The sequence below is a fragment of the Streptomyces acidiscabies genome (assembly GCF_020010905.1).
Classification (GTDB): Bacteria; Actinomycetota; Actinomycetes; order Streptomycetales; family Streptomycetaceae; genus Streptomyces; species Streptomyces acidiscabies.
The window spans coordinates 3,692,656-3,711,566 of record NZ_JAGJBY010000001.1 but is presented as its reverse complement, the minus strand read 5'-3'; the positions used below and the strand labels follow the sequence as shown (position 1 = coordinate 3,711,566).

Genomic DNA, 18,911 nt, shown 5'->3' with positions numbered 1-18,911 from the left:
GAGCCGTCCTCCCCGCAGGCCTCCGGCGGGAGTCACGCCGCCGGGATCGTCCGCAACGCGGCCCCCTGAGGAGGCAGCCATGACGGAGCGGTACGTCGCCGCGATCGACCAGGGCACCACGTCCAGCCGCTGCATCGTCTTCGACCACGACGGCGCGATCGTCGCCGTGGACCAGCGCGAGCACCGGCAGATCTTCCCGAAACCCGGCTGGGTGGAGCACGACGCGACCGAGATCTGGGCACGGACCCAGGCGGTGGTCGCCGGGGCGCTCGCCAAGGCGGGACTGCGGGCCGATCAGATCGCGGCCCTCGGGATCACGAACCAGCGCGAGACGACGGTCCTGTGGGATCGAGGAACGGGCAAACCCGTTCACAACGCGATCGTCTGGCAGGACACCCGCACCGCCGACCTCTGTACGCAGCTCGGCGGCACGGACGGGCAGGATCGTTTCCGTGACCGCACCGGACTGCCGCTCGCGAGCTACTTCTCGGGCCCCAAGGTCGCCTGGCTCCTGGAGCACGTCCCCGGACTGCGCGACCGCGCCGAACGCGGCGAGATCGCCTTCGGGACGATCGACTCCTGGCTGATCTGGAACCTCACCGGCGGCCCCGACGGCGGCCGGCACGTCACCGACGTCACCAACGCCGGCCGCACGATGCTGATGAACCTGGAGACCCTCCAGTGGGACCCCGCCCTGCTGGCCGCGATGGGCGTCCCCGAGGCCGTGCTCCCGGAGATCCGCTCCTCGGCCGAGGTGTACGGCACCGCCGTGGGCCGGCTGGCGGGCGTACCGGTCGCCTCCGCGCTCGGCGATCAGCACGCGGCCGTCTTCGGCCAGGCGTGCTACGCGGCGGGCGACGCGAAGAACACCTACGGCACCGGAAGCTTCCTGCTGCTCAACACCGGCAACCGGCCGGTGCCCTCGAAGCACGGGCTGCTGACGACGCTGGGCTACAAGATCGGCGGCGAGGCCCCGGTGTACTGCCTGGAGGGCTCGATAGCCATAACGGGCGCGCTCGTCCAATGGTTCCGCGACCAGCTCGGCATCATCCACAGCGCCGACGAGATCGAGCCCCTCGCCGCGAGCGTCGAGGACAACGGCGGCGCCTACGTCGTACCCGCCTTCTCGGGGCTGTTCGCGCCGTACTGGCGCTCCGACGCGCGCGGGGTCGTCACCGGTCTGACCCGGTACGTCACGAAGGCGCACCTCGCGCGCGCGGTGCTGGAGGCGACGAGCTGGCAGACGCGCGAGGTCGTGGACGCCATGCGGCAGGACTCCGGGGTCGCCATCACGTCCCTGAAGGTGGACGGCGGGATGACCCGCAACGGCCTGCTGATGCAGCACCAGGCGGACGTCCTGGACGTCCCGGTGATCCGCCCGCGCGTGTCGGAGACGACGTGCCTGGGAGCGGCGTACGCGGCCGGTCTCGCCACCGGCGTCTGGGACGGCCTCGACGAACTGCGCGCGCACTGGCGCGAGGACGCGCGCTGGACGCCGGCCATGGACGCGTCCGTACGCACGCGCGAGTACCGCAACTGGCGCCGCGCGGTGGACCGGAGCCTGGGCTGGCTGGAGGAGTGACACCCCCTCATGAACCGCGGCCCGTACCCCGGTCGGCGGGGGTACGGGCCGCTCAGGTCCGCACGGCTCAGGTCCCGACGGTGTGCCGGCGGCGCGTGCCGAAGTCCATCGCGTGCTGGACGACGCCGACGAGGATGTCCTTGACGGAGCGCCGGTCGCGCGCGTCGCACAGGAGGACCGGGATGCTGTCGTCCAGGTCGAGCGCCTGGCGGACCGCCTCGATCGGGTAACGGGCCGCGCCCTCGAAGCAGTTGACGCCGATGATGAACGGTATGGAGCGCCGTTCGAAGTAGTCGACGGCGGCGAAGCAGTCCTCCAGGCGGCGGGTGTCCGCGAGGACCACCGCGCCCAGCGCGCCCTCGGTCAGCTCGTCCCACATGAACCAGAACCGCTCCTGGCCGGGCGTCCCGAACAGGTACAGGGTGAGGTCCTCGCGCAGGGTGATGCGCCCGAAGTCCATGGCGACGGTGGTGGTGTGCTTGCTCTCCACCCCGGTGGTGTCGTCGACCGGGCGGCCCGCCTCGGTGAGGATCTCCTCGGTGCGCAGCGGCCTGATCTCGCTGACCGCGCCGACGAGGGTGGTCTTGCCGACGCCGAAGCCGCCGGCGACCAGGATCTTGAGCGTGACGGGCTCGACCGGCGGCTTCCCGCGCTCAGAACGCCCGAAGATCATCGTTCACTTCTCCTGCTTGCTGGGATGGGGGGAGGCGGTCGGCCGTGGCCCGTGCCGCCGGGTCTCTCGCTGCCGCCGGGTCCGACGACCGTGCCGAAGGGGTTCGTGGACCGGCCGAGGGCCGTCGCGGGGATCCGGGGACGGCTGCGCCGGGCGGCCTGCGCCGCGCCTGTACGACGCACGCGCGCGGGAGGGCGGTTCCGGAACCGTACAGGAGTCGTGGAGAAGGGGGGACCCGTAACGGGCGGGGAATCCCGGAGGCGGCCGGGAGAGCGTCGTACGGCCGTGTCGGGCGGCGCGGGGCCGGGGCGGGCGCGCCGCTCGCCCGGTCCGCCGGCGGCTGCCTGCTCACGTCCTCACCCCGTTGTTCCCGCACGGTTCACAGCGCCCGCAGGCCGGTGATCACGTCGCGGAGGATGCTCTCGTCGGGAAGCTCGGCAGGCGGCACCGGACGGTTCACATGGACGAACTTCTTGTCCACGAGGTCCCCGATGAGCACCCGGACCACGCCGATCGGCAGGTCGAGTTCCGCGGCGATCTCCGCGACCGACTGCGGGGCGACGCGGCACAGGCCGACGATGTCCACGTGCTCCGGGGAGAGCGCGTGGTCGTCCTCCGGGTCGCCCGCGTCGGGTTCGGCGACGACCACGGCGATGAGGTCGAGGCGGTGCTGACCCGGGCTGCTCGTGCGCCCGCGCGTCATGGCGTACGGGCGCACGACGGGGCCCGCCTCGTCGTCGAACCAGTGCTTCGTTCCCTGACCGTCTGTGCTCATGTCATCCCACAGGCCCGCCGGACGGCAGGTCGGTGCGCGGCGCGGTCCCCAGGTGCACGCCGACCCGCTTGACCAGCAGGGTCATCTCGTACGCGACCTGGCCGACGTCGGAGTCCGCGTCCGCGAGGACGGCGAGGCAGCTGCCGTCGCCGGCGGCGGTGACGAACAGGAACGCGTCGTCGAGCTCGACGAGGGTCTGGCGGACGCTGCCCGCGTCGAAGTGCCGGCCGACGCCCTTGGCGAGGCTGTGGAAGCCGGAGGCGACGGCGGCCAGGTGCTCGCTGTCCTCGCGGGTGAGGTCCTGGGAGACCCCGGTGGGCAGGCCGTCCCCGGAGAGCACGACGGCCTTGCGGATGCTGGCGACGCGGCCGACGAGCTCGTCGAGGAGCCAGTTCAGCTCGCGCTGCTCGGGCGTGTGGCCGCTCGTCTTCGGTGCGGTCATCGACCGTCCCCCTTTGTCGTTCCTCGTGGTGCTGTGCCGTGGGCGTCGTCGCCCTCGGCGTTCTCCTCGCGCCCGCGCTGCCAGCCGCGCTGGAGCGAGGCCATACGGTTGCGTACCTGGTCGGCGTCGCGGTCGGCGAGGTCGGTCCGGTCCTCGGTGCGCGAAGCGGAACTCTGGCGGAGCTGCGGGGCCAGGTTGGCCTGCCGGACGCGGCGCGGCAGCGGGCCCGTTCCGGGGGCGGCTTCGGGGCGCGTGCCCGGGGTCTCCGGACGCAGCGGCGTGACGGCCTCCGGGCGCGGGAGGGCCGTCTCGGGGAAGTGCCGGTCGCTCTCCCCGAAGCCGCGGCCGGGTACGCCCGGCATCGGCTCGTCCTCGCGCGGCTGGTGGCTGGAGGCGCCCCTGCGGCGCGAGGGCAGCGGGGTGAGGGAGTCACCGGCTCCCTGGTCCCAGGGCGACTCGTGGGACGCCGGGTAGCCGTTGTCGTCCGTACGCGTGCGCGGGTCCTCGCCGACCGGACGGCCGTGCGAGCTGACCAGTTTGGGCGTACGGCGCGAGGGCAGCTCCGCGACGGGAGCGGGCTCGCGGTCGGCGCGCCGGCGGCCGAAGGGGGCGTCGTCCTCGGCCAGCGGGAAGTCCAGGCCGACCGGCGCCTCCAGCTCGACGGGGCCGTCCAGGACCGGCGCGGGCATGCCCGGGAGCTGGACCGGGAGTTCCTTCTTGTCCTTCGGCGTGCGCGGGCGGTCGAGGCGGAAGCCGATGCCGTTGGTGTCCGGGACGTCGTCCGTGAGGAGCGTCTCCGGGATGAACACGACGGCCGTCGTCCCGCCGTACGGCGACATCTGGAGGGAGACGCGGACGTTCTGCCGCTGGGCGAGCCGGCTGACCACGAACAGGCCGAGCCGGTCGGTGTCGGACAGCTCGAACTCGGGGGTCTCCGCGAGCCGCAGATTGGCGTCCAGGAGCGCCTCCGGGGTCATGCCGAGGCCCCGGTCGTGGATCTCCAGGGTGAAGCCGTTGGCGACGCGCTCACCGAGCACCTGGACGGCCGTGTGCGGCGGGGAGAACACCGTGGCGTTCTCCAGCAGCTCGGCGACGAGGTGGGTGAGGTCGGCGACGGCGGGCCCGGTGACGGCGATCCGCGGCAGGCGGCGTACCTCGATGCGCTCGTAGTCCTCGACCTCGGCGACGGCCGCGCGCACGATGTCCATGAGCTGGATGGGCTTGCGCCACTGCCGGGAGGGGGCGGCGCCGGAGAGGATCACGAGGCCCTCGGCGTGCCTGCGCATGCGCGTGGTGAGGTGGTCCAGGCGGAACAGGTCCGCGAGTTCCTCGGTGTCCTCCGTACGGCGTTCCATCGTGTCGAGCAGGGTGAGCTGCTTGTGCAGCAGGACCTGGCTGCGGCGGGCGAGGTTCACGAAGACCTCGGAGACGCCGGAGCGCAGTTCGGCCTGTTTGACGGCGGCCTCGACGGCCGCGCGCTGGAGGGTGTTGAGGGCCTGGCCGACCTCGCCGATCTCGTTCTTGTCGTACTCCAGGTGGGGGACCTCGGTCTCCACGTCCACCTGCTCGCCCGCGGACAGCCGGCGCATCACGCTGGGCAGCCGTACGGCGGACGCCTCGTGGGCCTCCAGGCGCAGCTGGCGCAGGTCGCGGATGAGGGCGCGGCCGATGCGGACCGACAGGAAGAGCGACAGGAGCAGCGCGATCAGGCCGAAGACGCCGGCGACGACGGCCTTGACGATGACCTCGACGGCGACCGGGCGGACGCGGTCCTGGTAGCGGTCGTTGGCCTGTTCGTCGAGCGTGCCGAGCTGCTCCAGGACGCCGCCGGCGGCGGTGTCCCAGCTGCGGGCGGTGACGCCCTTGGGGACGCCGCCGTCCTCCATCGCGTCGATGGCTTCGCTCTCGGCGCTGCGCAGGGGCGCGGTGCCGGCGCCGGACCAGAAGCTCTCGTAGCGGTCCTGCTCGGCGTCCGGCAGCTGCGGGAGGCTGATCTGGTAGATGACCTGCCGCTGGGCCTGGAGGTCGGAGACGACCCGGCTCTCCTCGTGGCCGATCTTGCCGCTCACGAGGGCCGAGCCGAGGAGGGCGTCCTCGCGGGAGAGCAGCTCCCGCGCGCGGGCGACGGCGACGAGGGCGCGGTACTGCTTGTCCATCTCGACGCTGTCGACGACGTCCAGCTTGGCCAGCAGCGTGTAGCAGGGGTCGATCAGGCGGTTGTACTGGTCGAGGGCCTGGCCGCGGTCCAGGGTGCCGTCCTCCACGCCGCGGCGCAGGGAGGCGACGCCGTCGAAGGCGTCCAGGACGGTGGTGAGGCTCTCGACGTCGTCCTGGTCGAGGCTGTCGCGCAGGTCCGGGTCCTCGGTGTTGCTCCGGATCTCGGTGAACGCCTCGTCCGTCGCCGAGCGCGTACGGCGCAGGGCCGCGAGGGCGTTCTCCGCGTCGGGGTCGGCGAGGTAGACGAGGGTCTGGCGGCGTTCCTGCTGGATGACCCTGACGGTGTCCTCCAGGGGGTACCCGACCTTCTCCATTAGGAACGAGACCGTGAAGAGACGGCTCGCCTCACGGCCGGTGAGGACCGTGGCGAACCCCCAGACCGCCGTCAGGGAAACGAGCGGCACGAGGAGAAGCGCCACGATCTTCCTGCGGATCGACTTCCCGCGAAAGCGCATGGCCTCCCCCAGCTCGGACCCCGTCTGACCGGGGTACGGATGTGCGTCAACAAACGCCGCGAGCCTACTACCGACCCATAGGCAACTCGAAGACGAGTCCGGGGGCCGAACTTCCGCTCCCAGGTCGGGGCGTGGGGAGTTGTCCGGGCATTGCGGGAGATTGCCGTCAGGAATCGGACGCCGGTGACGCGGCCGTGGCCAAACTGTTCCCTTCCGGGGTTGGCGAGAATTTGTCGGCGCTTGGGAATCTTTCGGGCGTCTCGTTCGTCCTACTCATCGGGAATGGGGAGCGGAACCGGCCACATGGGCCGCATGCCGCACCTCGGCGGCGTAAATGAGCGCAAGCCGGGCAACCACTGGGGAACCCGGTCTTCGGACCGGGCGAGGGGTCGGCCGGCGGTGGGGAGTGTGACACGTGATGGGCACGGCGCAGAGCAGTCAGAACCGACAACAGCGGCCCCGGGCGCGGTCGTTGTGGGTGGAGGAGCCCGCCAAGCGGCGGCGGATGCCGGATCCGGTGCGGACGGCGGCGGTCCGGGCGGTCCTGATCATCGCCGTGACGATGCTCCAGGCGATGGTCGCGTTCTTCTGCACCATGGCCGAGTCCTGGCTGGCGTTCCCCATGGTGATCAGCAGCGTCGCCAGTACGGTCGTCGCGACCTGGGCCGCCCTCGACGTCTGGGTGACCCGCCAGGTCTGGAACCAGCGCTACGGCGTCGTCTCCGCCCCCAGCAGCACGGCGCGCTCCCTGCGCCGCGAACGCCGACTGGCCCGCCGCGAGGCGCGGGCCGCGGAGCGGGCGCAGGAGCGGATACGGCGGCAGCAGGGTGGGGCGGGGCAACTGTCGCATCCCTGAGGGGAGTTCTGGCGGGGCGGGGGTGCGACGGGCCTGTGCTCCCTTACGCGGGGCGCAGGGTCGGCTCCCGCAGCGCCGGGGGCGGGCTGGCGGGGCGAGGATGGGCGCGTCGGTGGTTCGTGTCGGCCTCTGGGGAGGTGGGGACCTCGTTCGGCGGAGCCGGGAGGGGTCTCATCTCGGCCGATCCTGAGGGGGTGTCTCAACTGGCCGCCCCTGGAAGGGGTTTCCTTAGAGGCGGTTCCTGGGCGGGGTTTCCCGCGTGTGGGCGGTCCGGCGGGGGCGCGCGGCTCGGGTCGGATCCCGGGGAAACGGCTGGTTTCAGGCTTGGGGTCCTGGTGCGGGCGGGCTAGCGCAGGGCGCGTCTATTCAGCCGCTTCGGCTGTCGGGAGGGCGTCGGGCTTGGCGGGTTCGGTCTCAACAAGGGGGTGCCCGAGAGGGCGCCGTGCTAGGCCGACCTGGTCCCGGGGAGGACGTCCTTGAAAGGCTCGCCGATCCCCTGGAGGGTGTCGCGCTCGGCGGGGTCGATCTCACGAGGTGCGCTCGGCCGGTCCGCCCCCCCCAGGAGGGCGTCCCGCTGGGCTGGTTCGGCCCCCGCCGGGAGAGTGTCCCTCTCGGTCGGCCCGCCCAGGAAACACCCCGCTCCCAGAACGGTTCCTGGCACCGCCCGGGAGCCCAGAGACAACACGCTGACTGGCTCCCCGGGCCGATCCCTGAGCAAGCCCGACTCCGGCCCGGGACAAGGCTCTTGCTTCCGCACGTCCTCCAACAGCCGCGCCTTCTTCCGCCCAGCGCCCGCCCCCGGACCCCCCTCTTGGGCAGGGCTCCCCACCAGAGCCGCCCTCTCCCACCCCAACCAGCTGTGCCCGAACCACATCTTGTCCACGGCGCCCTCCAACAGCCGCGCCCGAACAACCCCTTGGCCACAGCTCTCCCAACAGCCGTGCCCGCCCCCCCCTTGACCACGGAGGGCCCCCAACAACCGCGCCCGGCCTCTTGCCCCCCCTCCCCAGGCCCACCGAAGAACGCCGCCCTACCCCCCGCTCGCCACCGGCCTCTTGTACATCCGCGTAGCCGTGATCTCCGTATGCGCCGCCTCCCCCGCAGGAGTCTCCCGAGGCAGCCCGGGCCGGAGGTGTTCCTCGACGGTGATGTACTTCAGTCCGGCCCTCAGGTCGGCGTCGTTGCGCAGTCGGATGACGAGCGGGAACTCGGCGAGGGCGGTCGTGTCGAACAGTCCCGTCGTGTAGAGGAGCTGGACGCCTAGGGCGTCCGAGACAGCGCGCTGGAGCTCCAGCAGGTACGTCGCGTTGGCGCGGCCGATCGGGTTGTCGAGGAAGAGCGTGCCGGCGTACCGGTGCTTGTCGCGGCCCCGGTCGTTGGAGCGCAGTGCGGCCATCGTGCAGTACAGGGCGATGGCGGCGGTGAGGAGCTGCCCGCCGGAGAAGACGTCGCCCATCTGCCCGACGGGCACCCGCTCGGCGCGCAGGACGGCGTCGGGCTTGAGGATCTCGACGGCGACCCCCTTGGGCTGGAGGGCGGCGCCGACCCCGCGCAGGAGCAGGGACATGCCGTCGCGCCGCAGGTCGGAGTTCTTCTTGACGGCGGCCCGCGTGGCGTCGTCCACGACCTCGCCGAGGCGTTCCGTGAGCGTCGCCTGGTCGGGCTCCTCGAACCGGATCCGCAGGAACTCCTGCCCGGACCACTCGCCGAGCCCCTCGGGCAGCCGGGAGAGCCGCTGAGCCGACCGCAGGGTCGCCAGCGCGGACTCCACGAGCCCGCGCAGCCGGTCCACGATGGAGTCGCGGTTGCGCTCCAGCTGGGCCAGTTCGTCGGTGAGCACACGCAGGCGCGGGGCGAACGCGTCGGCCCACTTCTGCGCGTGCTCGGGCAGCGCGGACGCGGGCAGCTCGCGGATCTGCTGGCGCGCGGGCGTGCGTACCTGTTCGTACCGCGTGGAGTTGGCGTGCCGGACGAGGACATCGCTCGCTTCGCGTACGGCGGCGTCGGCGGCGGACAGGTCGCCCGCGCAGCCGCGCAGGGCGCGCCGGGTCTCGGCGGCCGACGCACGGGCGTCCTCCAGCGACCCGGGATAGGGCTCGGGCGTCTCCTGGTCGTCGTCGGAGACGTGTTCGCGCAGCAGGTCGCGGAGCATCGCGGCGACCTCGTCGAAGCCGCCGGCGCCGTCCTCGGCGGTGCGGTGCGCGGCGAGGAGTTCGGCGTGCGCGTCCCGCGCCTGGGCGAGCGCCTCGGTGCGGGCGGCGAGTTCGGCGGTGGCCGTGCGCAGCAGTGCCTGCGCGTGCTCGGCGGCGCGCGGGACGAGTTCCTCGGACAGTCCGGTGTGTTCCTCGCCCTCCTCGGGGGCGAGGCGTTCGTGCTCACCGCGCAGTCGGCCGAGCTGTTCGCTGGCGGTGGACACGCGGGTCTCCAGGAGCTGGACGAGCTCCTCCGCGCGCGCGGAGGCGGCCTGCCGGGAGGGCCCGTCGGAGCCGTCGGGCGACTGGAGGAGTTGTTCCGCGCGCGTGCGGACCTTGTTGCTGAGCCGGTCGAGTTCCGCGCGGGCGGCGCTCTCGTCGCTCTCCGCGCGCGCCTGTTCGGCCCTGAGGTCGGCGCCGACACCGACCTTCTCGTACAGCTGCGAGGCGGCCCGGTAGGCCTCCCTGAGCGCCGGCAGAGACGCTTCGGAAGCCTGGGAGCCGTCCTCGGGGACGTCGTCGGGGGCGCCCGCGATCTCGGAGCGTTCGGCGCGCAGCGCGCGGGCGGTACGGCGGGCGTCGTCGGCGGCGCGCTGGGCGCCGCGCCGGTCCTCGTCGGCGGCGCGGGCGCGTTCCAGGCACGTCTGGGCGCGGGCCTCGGACTCGGTGGCCTCGTCGGCGAGTTCGCGCAGCCGTACCTGCCAGCCGGCGCGCTCACGCAGGCGGAAGGCGAGCCCGGCGAGGGCGTCGGCGGCGCGGCGGGCCTTCTGGGCGGCCTCCTGCTTCTCGTCGCGGACCTGGGCGGCCTCGGCGGAGGTCTCCTCGGCCTCCGCGCGCGCGACGCGTGCCTCGGCGAGTTCGGCTTCCGACTCCTCGGCGAAGGCGCGGGCCTCCTCGGCGGCCCGTTCCATCTCGACGAGCCGTCCGGCGGGGCAGCCGGTACGCCAGGACGCGAGCCGCGCGGACAGTTCGCGGTCCTTGCCGAGGCGGGCGGCGAGGGTGCGGATCTCCTCGTCGCGGGCGGTGGCCCGTGCGCGCAGGGCCTGCCGTTCCTCGTCGGCGGCGTGCTCGTCGTGCATGGCGGGGTTCGGGGGGACGAGGAAGACGCTGTCGTCCTGGCCGGAGGGCGTGGGGGCGAGCAGGGCGGCGGCGGTGCCGACGGCGACCGTGGAGCGGGGCAGCAGGGCGGCTTCGGAGAGCGCCTCGCGTGCGCGCAGGTGCGATCCGGGGTCGGTGATGATGACGCCGTCGACGAGTTCGGGGCGGGCGCCCAGCACGCGCGCGTGGTCGGTGGGGTCGACGGACTGCGCGAGGTAGCGCCAGCCGGGCAGGGCGGGGATGCCGTGCTCGCCGAGGAACTCGACGGTGGCCAGCACGTCGGGGCCGGGCGGCAGAAGGCCGCCGTCGCCGAGGGCGCCGAGGATGCGGGCGTCGTCGGCGGCGGCCGTGCGCAGGTCGAAGAGGTGGCGTTCGGCGGAGGTGACGGCGTCGTCGAGGAGTCCGCGCAGTTCGTCCGCGTACCGGTCGAGGTCGGCGGCGGACAGCGGTTCGCTGCTGAGGAGTTCGGCGAGCCGTTCCTCGGCGGCGAGCGCCTCGGCGATGCGCTGTTCGGCCTCGTACGAGCGTCCGGCGGCCGTGGAGGCGTCGGCGGCGCGGGCGGCGGTCAGTTCGGCGCGGGACTCGGCGGAGGCGGTCTCGCGGGCCGTCTCGGCGGCCCGGCGGGCGGCTTCGCGGGCGGTGTCCCAGGCGGCGACGGCGCTCTTCTCGGCGTCGCTGGCGGCGAGGGCGGCGCGCGCGGGGTCGGCGTCGGGGGAGCTGTCGTCGAGCCAGCCGGCGCGGACGGCCTCGGCGATCTCCTGCTCGACCTCGGTGAGGCGCTGGCGCAGGTGCTGGGCCTCGCTGCGGGCGCGCTGGGCCTCGGTGGCGGCGGTGGTGTTGTCCCGGTAGGCGGTCTCGCTGACGTCCTGGAGGGCCGCCGAGCGTTCCTCGCCCTCGTTGGCGAGGGCCTCGGCGCTCTCGGCGGCGGCGTGCAGGGCGCGGACGAGGTCGACGGCGGCCTTCGCGCGCGCGGCGAGCGCCGGGGCGGCGTCCCGTTCGGCCTCCTGGATCGCGGCGGACACGCGCGTGACGCGGTCGGTGGCGGCGCGGTGGCGCAGGGCGGCTTCGGCGGCCTGCCAGGCGGAGTACAGGGTGCGGGCGTCGGCCAGTTCGCGCTTCTGGGCGGCGGCTGACTTCTCGGCGGCGGCGAGTGCCAGGGAGGCGTGCCGGAAGGCGAGTTCGGCGGCGGTCAGCGCGCTGCGTTCGCGGGCGCCTTCGGAGTGGGTGACAGCGTAGGCGGCGGCCGTCACCCGCTGGGCGAGGTCGGCGGCGCGTGCCCGTTCCTGGACGCCGCGCGCGGACAGCCGGCGCGCCAGCGCGCGCGTACGGCGCTCGGCGGCGGAGTGGACCTCCCGCGTACGCGCGCGGGTGTCGGCGGCCTCGACGATCCGGCCGAGGAGGTCGACCGACCCAGCGGTGAAGTCGCGTTCGGCGATGAGTTCGGCGCGTCGGCCGAGCTTGTTGCCGAAGCCGCCGACGAGGTCGGCGAGGCCGTCGGTGTCCCGGGTGTCGGTGACGGCGCGCAGCAGCAGGTCGGTGAAGTCGGAGTCCTTCTTGACGGCGAAGAGGCCGGCGGCCTCGCCCTCGTCGGCGTTCATCTCGCGCTGGTAGCGGAAGAGTTCGGGGTCGAGGCCCAGCTCGGTGAGGTGCTCGACCCACCGGTCGTGGATCTCCTCCCAGTGGACCTCCAGGTGCGGGTACGCCTTGTCGGCGTCGGTGACGGCGTCCCGGAACCCCTTCATGGTCCGGCGGCGTCCCTGCGCCCCGGAGGCGCCCTCCACGGGCGCGCGTACGGCGGTGGACTCGGCGACCGGCAGGCTGTCCAGGGAGAGGCCGGGGCCCGGCCGGAAGGAGTACCAGGCCTCGGCGAACTTGCGGGGGTCGTTGGAGACCTGCCGTCCGCGCCATTCGCTGACCTTGCCGACGACGACGCACTCGCCGGTCAGGACGTGCTGCCACTCCAGGGCGACGTGTCCGCAGTCGTCGGCGAGCAGGAACTTGCGCAGGACGCCGGAGGAGGCGCCGCCGAGGGTGTTGCGGTGGCCGGGCAGCATCACCGAGAAGATCAGCTTGAGCAGGACGGACTTGCCGCCGCCGTTCTCCAGGAACAGCACGCCCGCGGGTGCGGGGCGGCGCGGCGGGCCGATGGGCTCGTCCTGGAAGAACTCCGCCTGGGTGGGCGCGGGGTCGGGCACCACGTCGCCCACCCCGCGCAGGTCGAGCACGGTGTCGGCATAGCGCGCACCGGCTGGGCCGATGGAGTAGAGGCGGACCCGGGACAGCTCGTACATGGCGGCTCTCGTCGTTGAATCTCGGTGGTGGATCGTCGGCAGGGTTTGTCAGTGGATCGTTTTCGGAGGCACAAACGGTTCACGCGTGGAACGGCAGTCCGGCGTCGGCCACCAGGTCCAGGTCCTCGGTCTCCTCGGCGGGCATCAGCGTCGGTGTGCCGTCGGTCACCGGCACGACGCCGAGTTCCAGCAGTTCGGCGAGGGCGGCGCTGCCGGCCATGTCCCGTACCTGGAGCTGATAGCGGGCGGTGGTGCGGTAGGTGCCGCCGTTGTCGTCGCCGGTGCGCTGGAGGAACCCGGAGTCGGTGAGGAAGGCGACGGCCTTGCCGACGATGCCGGTGGTGGACCCGGCGAGGCGGCGGGCGTCCTTCGTGGCGCCGGTGGCGCTGCGGCGCGTCCACACGCGCCAGGCGGACTCCAGGCCGGGCGCGTCGGTCGCCGGGTCGGTGTTCTCGCCGTCCTCGGCGGCTCGCTCCTCCAGGCGCCGGCAGGCCTGCCGTACGAAGGCGTCGACGCCGTGGACGCTGACGCGGCCGATGTACACGTCGTCGGCGAGGTCCTCCGGGCGGGGGAAGGCCAGGGCGGCGACGGCGAGGTGGGCGAGGCCGTGCAGGAAGCGGTCGCTGCCGTCGGCGGAGGTGCGACGCGCGTAGTCGCCCATCCGGATCGCGAACACGGAGTCCTCGCCGGCGGTGACGGCCATCCCCGCGCGCGGGGACACCTCCAGGACGACGAGGCCGAGTCCGGTGGCGACGGCGTCGGAGAGCCGCGCGAAGGCGGGGTCCTCGCGGTAGCGGCGCAGCAGTTCGGCGTACTCCTGGTCGCGCGCGGGCTGCAGTTTCGGCTGGAGCCCGAAGGCGACGAGCCGGGCGGCGTCGGCCGCGTCGGCGGGGGTGACGGGGGCGGGTGCCTGAGGTGCGGGAGTTTCCGGTTCACTCCACTCGACGGGCTCATTCACGACAAGAACTCCAGAACATCAAGCCGCCTCGGTCCGATCCGCGGCCATTCCAACAGCGTCCAACAATGCGGTTCCGACGATCAGGTCCGCGCCACCGAATTCGGGGTCGTCCAGTTCCGTGCCGTCGTCCACGGCGAACAGCAGTTTCTCCTCGCCCTGCCGGTAGGCCGTCCCCACCGCCGGGCTGGCGGCGTGCACGGCCAGCAGGGCGACCAGGTACGGCAGTTCGGTATCGGCGCGCCGGGCCTCGGCGAGCAGGCCGGAGAGCCTGCGGGGGGCGTCGGCGGGGAGGTCGAGGAGCGCCTTGGCGGCGGTCAGCTGCTCCTCGCTGAACCGGCTGTCGTCCGGGGTGGCGATGAGGTCCGGCTCGGGCATCTCCGCGCCGAGGTTCTCGCGCTCGACCGGGGGCGTGAGCAGGATCTCGACGAGGTCGGCGACCCGTACCGAGACCGGCGTGCGCATGCCGGCGCCCTTGGCGAAGAACGCCCCGGTGACCCGGCTCGCCTGTTCCAGCGGCAGCGGCAGCACGGGCGCGACGAGATGGCCGTAGAGGTCTATCCCGGAGGACGTCATGGGCGTCGAGAAGGCCTGCCGGTCCTGTTCCGCGCGGAACAGCGGGCCGGCCTCCAGGAGCCGCGACTGCAACTGCGTGTGGCGGCGGATGCAGTCCTTGACGATGTCGACGAGTTCGGCGGCGCGGCGCTTGTTCTCGGCGTCCTCGATCTCGTCGCGTGCCTTGCGGATGTTCGTGAGGATCGCGTTCTCGTGGCGGTACCGGTCGGCGACGTGGTCGAGCGCCTCCGCGATCATGTCCGGTACGGCGTTCAGCCAGTCGACCGCGCGCACGTTGCGCCGGGTCGCCTCCAGGGCGCGGCGGAGGGTCTCGGAGTACTGCACGGTGCGGTAGCGGGCCTGCTCGGCGGCGAGCTGCGCGTCGGCGAGCCTGCCGCGCCGGACGAGGACTTCGAGCTTGACCTCGGCGGCGATCTGCGCGCTGGTGACGTCCGTGTCGAGGGCGCCGACGAGGACGTTGACCGCCTCGTCCGTCGTCCGCAGGTAGACGGCGCCGTCGAAGCCGGGGACCTCCTCGACGAGCTTGAAGTCGTAGTCGCGGCGCACATAGCTGCCGTCGGCGGCGAACGTGCCGTACACCGCGCGGAAGCCGCGGTCGACGCTGCCGACGTTGATCAGGTTCTCCAGGACCCAGCGGGCCACGCGCTCGTGCTCGGCGGCGGGGCGCTCGGGGGCCTGGGCGGCGATGCGGGGCAGCAGGCGGGCGACGACGTGGTCGTGGTCGGCGCCGGTGTCGAAGTCCATGTTCAGGGTGACCAGGTCGATCGCCGAGAGGGCGATCTCCGCCATGCCGTACACCGAGTACTCGCCCGCGAGATTGGCCTTGCGGGCGTCCAGGTCGTGCAGCGGGGCCGTGCAGGCGAGCGCACGCAGCCGACGCGCCAGGCCCTCGTCAGCGGCCGGGCCCGGTGCGGGACGCGGCGCCGCGCTGAGCTGGGGCGGAACGCGGTCCGTCGATGCAGGCGAAGTCACGGTGCACAGCCTAGGTCCTCGGTCTGACAACGACCCAAACGCCGGGGTGCGCCGGTGGATCCCAGGGCGTACTAGGGCATGTCAGACACGCGGCGTTCGTACGCCTCCGTCACTCGTTCGCGTGAATCCCGGAGGTAGACCGCCAGCAGCCGCTGCGCGCCGTCCCGGTCGCCCGCCCGGAGCGCCTCAAGGATCTGATGGTTGCGCGTCAGGTACGGCTCGTGCAGCGCGCGCGGGTCGTCGACCAGATGGAAGGCGAGGCGGAGTTCGGCGAACACGCCGCGCATGAACTCGTCGGTGCGCTCGCTGCCCGCGAGGGCGACGAGGGCGCGGTGGAAGTGGATATTGGCGGTGCCCAGCGATTTCCAGTCACTTTCGCGCAGCGCCGACTCCCCCGCGGCGACCCCTGCGGCGAGCGCGTCGAGCGCGTACGGCGGCTCGCCGAGCCCTCGGACGACGGCGCACTCGATCAGCGCGCGCGTGCGGTAGATGTCCTCGACGTCCTCGACCGTCAGCACGCGCACGAAGACGCCCCGGTTGAGTTCGTGGACGAGCAGCCGCTCGTGGGTGAGCAGCCGGAACGCTTCACGCAGGGTGTTGCGGGACACGCCGAGGGCGCCGCCGATGCTGTCCTCGGAGAGCCGGGTGCCGGGCAGGAAGTAGCCCTCGGCGATGCGGCTGCGGAGGATGTCCGCGACCCGCTCGGCCGTGCTGGTGCGCCCCAGGAGCGCGCGATCGTCCGCCAGTCCCGTCAGTGGTTCCGCCCGCTCCGTCATGCCCGGAATTCAATCGCAGACATCTGAACGAAACAACGTGGGTATTGAAGGATCGTTCAACGATCCTCTACCTTGCTATGCATCTTGGCCAGGTCCCGCACGGCTCATCCCCACGCACTCCCCGCGAGGTGACCCATGAGCACGACCGACACGCACTCCCCCACGACCGGCACCGACAACTGGCTGCGCGCACTCGGGCCGAAGGGCCGACGCGCCTTCGCAGGCGCCTTCGGCGGCTACGCCCTCGATTCGTACGACTACTTCACCCTGCCGCTGAGCATGGTCGCGCTGGCCGCGTACTTCGGCCTGGACAGCGGCCAGACCGGTCTGTTCACCACCGTCACCCTGGTCGTCTCGGCGGTCGGCGGCGCCGTCGCGGGCGTGCTGGCCGACCGCATCGGGCGCGTACGCGCGCTGATCATCACCGTCGTCACGTACGCCGTGTTCACGGTCGCCTGCGGCTTCGCGCCCACGTACGAGACGCTGCTGGTCTTCCGCGCCCTCCAGGGCCTCGGCTTCGGCGGCGAGTGGGCGGTCGGCGCGATCCTGGTCGCCGAGTACGCGAGCGACAAGCACCGGGGGCGCACGCTCGGCGCGGTCCAGTCCTCCTGGGCCGTCGGCTGGGGGCTCGCCGCGATCGTCTACACGCTGGTCTTCTCGGTCGCCGACGACGACCTCGCGTGGCGCGTGATGTTCTGGACGGGCGCACTGCCGGCCGTCCTCGTGCTGTGGATGCGCCGCCGCGTCGAGGACGCCCCCAAGGCGGTCGCCGTACGCAAGCAGAGCGTCGGCAGGGGCTCGTTCAGGACGATCTTCAAGAGGCCGCTGCTGCGGACGACCCTGTTCGCCGGGCTGCTCTCCACGGGCGTGCAGGGCGGCTACTACACGCTGGCGACCTGGGTGCCGACGTACCTGAAGAACGACCGGAACCTGTCGGTCGTCGGGACGGGCGGCTATCTGACGTTCCTGATCTCGGGCGCCTTCCTCGGCTACCTGACCGGTGGTTACCTCACCGACCGGCTGGGCAGGAGGCGCAACATCTGGGTGTTCGCGCTCCTGTCGGCGCTCTGCGTCCTGGCGTACGCGAACATCCCGCACGGCGCGAACACGCTCCTGCTGGTGCTCGGCTTCCCCCTCGGGTTCTGCATGTCGGCCATCTTCAGCGGCTTCGGCTCCTACCTCGCCGAGCTGTACCCGACGGCCGTGCGCGGCGCCGGGCAGGGCTTCACGTACAACACCGGCCGCGCGGTCGGCGCCGTCTTCCCCACCACCGTCGGCTTCCTCGCCGACAGCTGGGGCGTCGGCGGCGCCCTCGTCTTCGGCGCGATCGGCTACGGCATCGCGGCACTCGCCCTCCTGGGCCTGCCGGAGACCAAGGGAAGGACACTGGCGTGAAAGCGACTTCGTACGACCGCCCTGTGGCCGCCGTCGACCCGCGCGCACACGCGTGGAGCCCGAGGACCGCCCGCGCCCGCTTCCGGGAGGGTCTCGCGGGGCCCACGGCCGGCGTGTCGGCGGGCCACACCCAGGCCAACCTGATCGCCGTCCCGGCCGACTGGGCCTACGACATGCTGCTGTTCTGCCAGCGCAACCCGAAGCCGTGTCCCGTGCTGGACGTGACGGACGCGGGCTCCTGGACGACGCCGCTCGCCCCGGGCGCCGACCTGCGGACCGACCTGCCGCGCTACCGGGTGTGGCGGGACGGCGAGCTGGTGGACGAGCCGACGGACGCCCGCGCGTACTGGCGCGAGGACCTGGTGGCGTTCCTCATCGGGTGCAGCTTCACCTTCGAGTCGGCGCTGTCCCGGGCGGGCGTCCCGATGCGCCACACCGAGCAGGGCCGCAACGTCCCGATGTACGTCACCGAACGCCCCTGCCGCCCCGCAGGGCGCCTGTCGGGCCCCCTGGTGGTGTCCATGCGCCCGGTGCCCGCCCAGTACCTGGAGACGGCCGTACGGGAGACCGGGCTGCTGCCCGCCGTGCACGGCGACCCCGTCTACCTGGGCGACCCGGCGGGGCTCGGCATCGCCGACCTCGGGCGGCCCGACTTCGGCGACCCGGTGGACGCCGGGCCGGACGACATCCCGGTGTTCTGGGCCTGCGGCGTCACCCCGCAGGCGGCGGTCATGGCCTCGCGCCCGCCGTTCGCCCTCACGCACGCGCCGGGACAGATGTTCCTCACGGACGCGCGCGACGATCATTACCGCGTGGGCTCCCCCGACCTCGACCTCGACCTCGACCTCGACCCCGGCCTAGGCCTCCGGCAGGAGACAGCATGATCGATCTGAACGCCGACCTCGGCGAGGGCTTCGGCCGCTGGCGGCTCACCGACGACGAACAGCTCCTGACCGTCGTCACCAGTGCCAACGTGGCCTGCGGCTTCCACGCCGGGGACCCGGTCACCATGCGGCGCGTGTGCGCGCTGGCGGCCGAGAAGGGCGTGACGATCGGTGCGCAGGTCTCCTACCGGGACCTCGCCGGGTTCGGGCGGCGTGCGATGGACGTGCCGGCCGACGAGCTCGCCGCCGAGGTCGCGTACCAGATCGGCGCGCTCGACGTCTTCGCGCGGGCAGCGGGCGCGCGCGTGGCGTACGTCAAGCCGCACGGCGCGCTCTACAACCGGATCGTCCACGACGAGGAACAGGCGCGCGCGGTCGTCGACGGCGTCCTCCTCGCGGGCTCCCTGCCGGTGCTCGGCCTGCCGGGCTCCCGCTTCCTGGAGCTGGCCGAGCGGGCGGGCCTGACCGGGGTGCCGGAGGCGTTCGCGGACCGCGCGTACACGGACGCGGGGACGCTCGTCCCGCGCGCGCAGGAGGGGGCGGTGATTCACGACCCCGAGACGGTCGTCGAGCGTTCCCTGGCGCTGGCCACCTCGGGGCACGTGGTCTCCCGGACGGGGGGTTCCGTCGCCGTCCGGGCGCGGTCGTTGTGCCTGCACGGGGACACGCCGGGGGCGGTGGACCTCGCGCGCAGGGTGCGGGGGCGGCTGGAGGAGGCGGGCGTGCGGGTGGGGGCGTTCGCGTGAGGAGCGTTACGGTCGAGGGGAGAGGC

General features: G+C 73.0%; 13 protein-coding genes. 5 read left to right on the top strand and 8 right to left on the bottom strand.

Annotated elements, in window-relative coordinates:
- The first annotated feature begins 79 nt into the window (after positions 1-79).
- Positions 80-1,582 carry a glycerol kinase GlpK gene (gene glpK, locus J8M50_RS17235; RefSeq protein WP_010360556.1) on the top strand — a complete coding sequence of 501 codons (1,503 nt, stop codon included), beginning with the start codon at positions 80-82 and terminating at the stop codon, positions 1,580-1,582.
- A gap of 67 nt (positions 1,583-1,649) precedes the next feature.
- Here glpK and J8M50_RS17230 read toward each other — a convergent pair whose 3' ends face one another.
- From J8M50_RS17230 to J8M50_RS17215, 4 genes are all read right to left on the bottom strand, one after another.
- Positions 1,650-2,255 carry a GTP-binding protein gene (locus J8M50_RS17230; protein WP_010360555.1) on the bottom strand — a complete coding sequence of 202 codons (606 nt, stop codon included), beginning with the start codon at positions 2,253-2,255 and terminating at the stop codon, positions 1,650-1,652.
- A 379-nt stretch (positions 2,256-2,634) separates the two neighbouring features.
- Complete coding sequence (locus J8M50_RS17225; protein WP_010360554.1) at positions 2,635-3,030, bottom strand: DUF742 domain-containing protein; 396 nt, start codon at positions 3,028-3,030, stop codon at positions 2,635-2,637.
- Position 3,031: 1 nt separating this feature from the next.
- Entirely contained in the window at positions 3,032-3,472 is a 441-nt protein-coding gene (locus tag J8M50_RS17220; RefSeq protein ID WP_010360553.1) for a roadblock/LC7 domain-containing protein, read from the bottom strand.
- The gene (locus tag J8M50_RS17215) at positions 3,469-6,144 is read right to left on the bottom strand and encodes a nitrate- and nitrite sensing domain-containing protein (protein WP_010360551.1); all 2,676 of its coding nucleotides are present in this window, start codon (positions 6,142-6,144) and stop codon (positions 3,469-3,471) included. Before J8M50_RS17215 ends, J8M50_RS17220 begins: the two co-directional genes overlap by 4 nt.
- 418 nt (positions 6,145-6,562) lie before the next feature.
- Between J8M50_RS17215 and J8M50_RS17210 the strand changes: the two genes are divergently transcribed.
- Entirely contained in the window at positions 6,563-7,000 is a 438-nt protein-coding gene (locus J8M50_RS17210; protein ID WP_075662529.1) for a hypothetical protein, read from the top strand.
- A 1,030-nt stretch (positions 7,001-8,030) separates the two neighbouring features.
- Here the strand turns inward: J8M50_RS17210 and J8M50_RS17205 are convergent.
- The 4 genes from J8M50_RS17205 to J8M50_RS17190 all read right to left on the bottom strand — a co-directional run bounded on the left by J8M50_RS17205 (position 8,031) and on the right by J8M50_RS17190 (position 15,860).
- Positions 8,031-12,581: a coiled-coil domain-containing protein gene (locus J8M50_RS17205; RefSeq protein WP_059046947.1), complete on the bottom strand. Its 4,551-nt coding sequence runs from the start codon at positions 12,579-12,581 to the stop codon at positions 8,031-8,033.
- 79 nt (positions 12,582-12,660) lie between these two features.
- Entirely contained in the window at positions 12,661-13,539 is an 879-nt protein-coding gene (locus J8M50_RS17200) for a hypothetical protein (RefSeq protein WP_010358007.1), read from the bottom strand.
- Between the two features lie 18 nt (positions 13,540-13,557).
- Complete coding sequence (locus tag J8M50_RS17195; protein WP_010358006.1) at positions 13,558-15,084, bottom strand: hypothetical protein; 1,527 nt, start codon at positions 15,082-15,084, stop codon at positions 13,558-13,560.
- A gap of 71 nt (positions 15,085-15,155) precedes the next feature.
- Positions 15,156-15,860 carry a GntR family transcriptional regulator gene (locus J8M50_RS17190; RefSeq protein ID WP_010358005.1) on the bottom strand — a complete coding sequence of 235 codons (705 nt, stop codon included), beginning with the start codon at positions 15,858-15,860 and terminating at the stop codon, positions 15,156-15,158.
- A gap of 135 nt (positions 15,861-15,995) precedes the next feature.
- Here J8M50_RS17190 and J8M50_RS17185 point away from each other — a divergent pair, with 135 nt between their 5' ends.
- From J8M50_RS17185 to J8M50_RS17175, 3 genes are read left to right on the top strand one after another with little or no spacing between them, the layout of a single operon-like run.
- On the top strand, positions 15,996-17,255 hold the full coding sequence (locus J8M50_RS17185; RefSeq protein ID WP_010358004.1) for an MFS transporter: 1,260 nt from the start codon (positions 15,996-15,998) through the stop codon (positions 17,253-17,255).
- The gene (locus tag J8M50_RS17180) at positions 17,252-18,139 is read left to right on the top strand and encodes a putative hydro-lyase (protein WP_010358002.1); all 888 of its coding nucleotides are present in this window, start codon (positions 17,252-17,254) and stop codon (positions 18,137-18,139) included. Before J8M50_RS17185 ends, J8M50_RS17180 begins: the two co-directional genes overlap by 4 nt.
- Complete coding sequence (locus tag J8M50_RS17175) at positions 18,136-18,885, top strand: LamB/YcsF family protein (RefSeq protein ID WP_010358001.1); 750 nt, start codon at positions 18,136-18,138, stop codon at positions 18,883-18,885. The genes J8M50_RS17180 and J8M50_RS17175 overlap by 4 nt, the downstream gene beginning before the upstream one ends.
- Positions 18,886-18,911: the final 26 nt, after the last annotated feature.

Excerpts from the sequence above, each read along its gene's own strand:
- J8M50_RS17210 (WP_075662529.1), top strand. The coding sequence starts at position 6,563 with ATGGGCACGGCGCAGAGCAGTCAGAACCGACAACAGCGGCCCCGGGCG.
- J8M50_RS17205 (WP_059046947.1), bottom strand. The coding sequence starts at position 12,581 with ATGTACGAGCTGTCCCGGGTCCGCCTCTACTCCATCGGCCCAGCCGGT.
- J8M50_RS17230 (WP_010360555.1), bottom strand. The coding sequence starts at position 2,255 with ATGATCTTCGGGCGTTCTGAGCGCGGGAAGCCGCCGGTCGAGCCCGTC.
- J8M50_RS17225 (WP_010360554.1), bottom strand. The coding sequence starts at position 3,030 with ATGAGCACAGACGGTCAGGGAACGAAGCACTGGTTCGACGACGAGGCG.
- J8M50_RS17220 (WP_010360553.1), bottom strand. The coding sequence starts at position 3,472 with ATGACCGCACCGAAGACGAGCGGCCACACGCCCGAGCAGCGCGAGCTG.
- J8M50_RS17215 (WP_010360551.1), bottom strand. The coding sequence starts at position 6,144 with ATGCGCTTTCGCGGGAAGTCGATCCGCAGGAAGATCGTGGCGCTTCTC.
- glpK (WP_010360556.1), top strand. The coding sequence starts at position 80 with ATGACGGAGCGGTACGTCGCCGCGATCGACCAGGGCACCACGTCCAGC.
- J8M50_RS17175 (WP_010358001.1), top strand. The coding sequence starts at position 18,136 with ATGATCGATCTGAACGCCGACCTCGGCGAGGGCTTCGGCCGCTGGCGG.
- J8M50_RS17190 (WP_010358005.1), bottom strand. The coding sequence starts at position 15,860 with ATGACGGAGCGGGCGGAACCACTGACGGGACTGGCGGACGATCGCGCG.
- J8M50_RS17185 (WP_010358004.1), top strand. The coding sequence starts at position 15,996 with ATGAGCACGACCGACACGCACTCCCCCACGACCGGCACCGACAACTGG.